Annotated in this window: 1 protein-coding gene; it reads right to left on the reverse strand. The window is 43.7% G+C overall.

The window, feature by feature from the left end; translation table 11 throughout:
- Positions 1–200 precede the first annotated feature (200 nt).
- On the reverse strand, positions 201–666 hold a 466-nt coding region (locus tag A3756_RS26940), incomplete at its 5' end, for a hypothetical protein (protein WP_197481073.1).

Consider the following 666-nt stretch of genomic DNA (forward strand, 5'->3'; position numbering starts at 1 on the left):
CAATATTTAATGTAAGCCATTGACGTTGCGAACATTAATACAGTGATCTGTAGCGAAGAGAAACGAAGAAAAGCAGGGCAGTTGACCCTAATCAACTTTATACCCCCAAGGTGATAGGAGTGTATAAGGTGATAATAGATTGAGTAAGGGAGCGAGGTTAAATATAAGGTCCAGACAAATGAACGGAATAGATAACTAACTTAGCGATTAACTGCGATCACCGACATTCGGCCCTTCCCATAACCATCTATACAGAGCTCAAAATCCATGCGCTGGTTACCGCCTTTTCGACTTAACGCATCTAGTTTATCGAATGGTTTGGCGATCAGGTGGAAGTTTTCCAGCTTTAGGTCCGTGCCACTTTTTTGGTCGAAGAATAGAACCGAAATTACCTTGAGTACCATGCCGCAGTTTTCGAGAAGCTGCTTTGGGATTGCCTTTTTCTGTATTGAGTCAAGCGCATCTTCAACCGGCAGGTTATGCAGAGCGGAACCCAAAAAACAGCTTGCTTCAAGATCGAGTACGCAGATACTACGAATAGACGAGGTGCCTGATATCGCGTAAATACCTGTAATGAAGGGAAGGTGCTCGTAATTGAGTGGCTCGGTTGTTTTTTCGGTGAGTTTAACCGAAGAGCTGGTGACCGCATTAATGGCTTTATCGAAT

Source organism: Oleiphilus sp. HI0086, from assembly GCF_001635225.1.